The sequence below is a fragment of the Thioalkalivibrio sp. genome, from assembly GCF_041690275.1.
GTDB lineage: Bacteria > Pseudomonadota > Gammaproteobacteria > Ectothiorhodospirales > Ectothiorhodospiraceae > Thioalkalivibrio.
In genome coordinates, this window is sequence record NZ_JAWLHP010000005.1 from 15,012 (window position 1) to 16,904 (window position 1,893).

A 1,893-nucleotide genomic window follows, 5' to 3' on the forward strand; every position below is an offset into this window, starting at 1 on the left:
GCGGTAGGAGGGACTGCGGTACTGCCTGACCTTGCTGCTGTTGATGTATCCGCGCTGTTCCGTGCGTGCCTCGTTGTCCGGGCCGGCCTGGACGGTTCGTGCGAAATTCATGTCGCAGTTCTGGCGCAGGCTGGAACGATTCTGCGAGTCGTTCTGAATGTTCACCTGGAAACAGGGGCCCTGGCTGCGCTCGCCCGGTACGGTGGCGGCGGCGAGCGGTGACAGCAGCAGCGCAGCCAGGCCGAGGATCGGAATCGGGTTCTTCATGGGTATGCCTCTCTGGGTTTCGCGGGTTGCGGCGCCCGGCGGGCGGGCGCCGTCCGAGGTCAGTTGCGCCCGCGACCGCGGGTGAGGTGGCTCCGGTTGGTGAAGCCGTACTGATGGGTCTCGTTGTAGTTGTAACGCCCGAACTGGCCCGACTGGTTCCAGTTGTGATCGCCCCGCTGCCGGGTGCGGTTGGCGTTGTCACGGCCTTCCTGATAGGTCGCGTTGTCGTTCAGGGACCCGATCTGCCGGGTGTCGTTGGTGTTGATGCGACCTTCCTGGATGGTGGTGTTCATATTGCTGCCCGCGGCGGAAACCGGGCCGGCGGTCAATGCAAAAAGGGAAGCCGCGGCAAGCGCGAGCGGCAGGATCGGGGTCTTGGCGTCTTTCATCTTCAGGTTCTCCTGGTTGCTGCCTTCAGTGAGTGTCTCTTGCAGGGTTTCCGGCGTTCCGGATGGTTGAATGGCCTCCACGAGCCGGACACCGCAACGGCAGAACCGCGCTGGCGCCTTCTGCCGGACCCGGGTTCTTCCCCGAGGTCGGACTCAGGATAGGGGGAGGCGTCTGAACCCTCTCTGAACGGAAGGAATGCCGACCCGTCCTCTCCTGCTCCCGCCGCGTGGCGTCAGCCATGGACCCGGATTCGGCCTCCGGTCAGGAGCGGAGGGCGCATGGGTTATCGTGGGAGGCATTCGGCTCACGTCGGAAGGAGGGATGCGAATGGACCTGCGCCAATTGGTGCAACGCCACCCGTTGCGGGCGGGGATGCTCTTCCAGGCGGCACTGATCCCCCTTGCGCTCTTGCTCGGTGTCCTGCTCGGCATACCGGTGCTCGGTCGCTTCGAATGGACGGTCGATGCGGTTGCGATGGGCGTGCTCGCCACCCTGCCGATGCTGGGCCTGCTGGCGTTGCTGGCGGGCAGCGGGCTGCGGGTGTATCGGGTGCTGGAGGCCCAGGTGCGCGATTTCCTGCAGACGCTGTTTCGGGATGCGCCGGCCGGTTCGGTGGCGCTGCTGTCACTCCTGGCAGGCTTCGGGGAAGAGATGCTGCTGCGTGGCGTGCTGCAGGGTGGGCTCGCGGAACATCTGCCCGTGGCACTGGCGATTCTGCTGGCCGCGATCGTTTTCGGGCTCGCGCACTACATCTCCGGGTTCTACTTTCTCTTTGCCACCCTGATCGGGATCTACCTCGGCGTGGTCTATCACGTCACGGGGAATCTGGTGGTGGTGGGGATCACCCATGCGCTGTACGACTGGATCGTGATCCGCATCTACCTGCGATCCGGTGCGTAGGGTGGGCCAAGCGCAGCGGGCCCACCGTTCTGACCCTGCCGGTCGGTGGTGGGCACACTTCGTTTTGCCCACCCTACGGGCTGTACGAGGGCGTTGTGATCCGCACCTACCGGCGAACCGGTGCGTATGGCGGACCAAGCGCAGCGGGCCCACGGTTCTGACCCTGCCGGTCGGTGGTGGGCACACTTCGTTTTGCCCACCCTACGGCCTGTACGAGTGGGTCGTGATCCGCATCTGCCTGCGATCCGGTGCGTAGGGTGGGCCAAGCGCAGAGGGCCCACCACAGGCGCTGTACGAGGGGGTCGTGATCCGCATCTGCCTGCGATCCGGTGCGTA

Annotated in this window: 3 protein-coding genes; 1 reads left to right on the top strand and 2 read right to left on the bottom strand. The window is 65.3% G+C overall.

The features are described 5' to 3' along the window. Nucleotides 1–267: hypothetical protein (locus ACESMN_RS01475; protein WP_373051812.1), on the bottom strand; the 267-nt coding region annotated here is incomplete at its 3' end. 59 nt (nucleotides 268–326) lie between these two features. Further along, nucleotides 327–656 carry a hypothetical protein gene (locus tag ACESMN_RS01480; protein WP_373051813.1) on the bottom strand — a complete coding sequence of 110 codons (330 nt, stop codon included), beginning with the start codon at nucleotides 654–656 and terminating at the stop codon, nucleotides 327–329. A gap of 328 nt (nucleotides 657–984) precedes the next feature. Between ACESMN_RS01480 and ACESMN_RS01485 the strand changes: the two genes are divergently transcribed. Continuing rightward, the gene (locus ACESMN_RS01485) at nucleotides 985–1,557 is read left to right on the top strand and encodes a CPBP family intramembrane glutamic endopeptidase (RefSeq protein WP_373051814.1); all 573 of its coding nucleotides are present in this window, start codon (nucleotides 985–987) and stop codon (nucleotides 1,555–1,557) included. Nucleotides 1,558–1,893: the final 336 nt, after the last annotated feature.

What these genes read in the sequence shown, in the direction of transcription:
- ACESMN_RS01480 (WP_373051813.1), bottom strand. Translation starts at nt 656, where the DNA reads ATGAAAGACGCCAAGACCCCGATCCTGCCGCTCGCGCTTGCCGCGGCT.
- ACESMN_RS01485 (WP_373051814.1), top strand. Translation starts at nt 985, where the DNA reads ATGGACCTGCGCCAATTGGTGCAACGCCACCCGTTGCGGGCGGGGATG.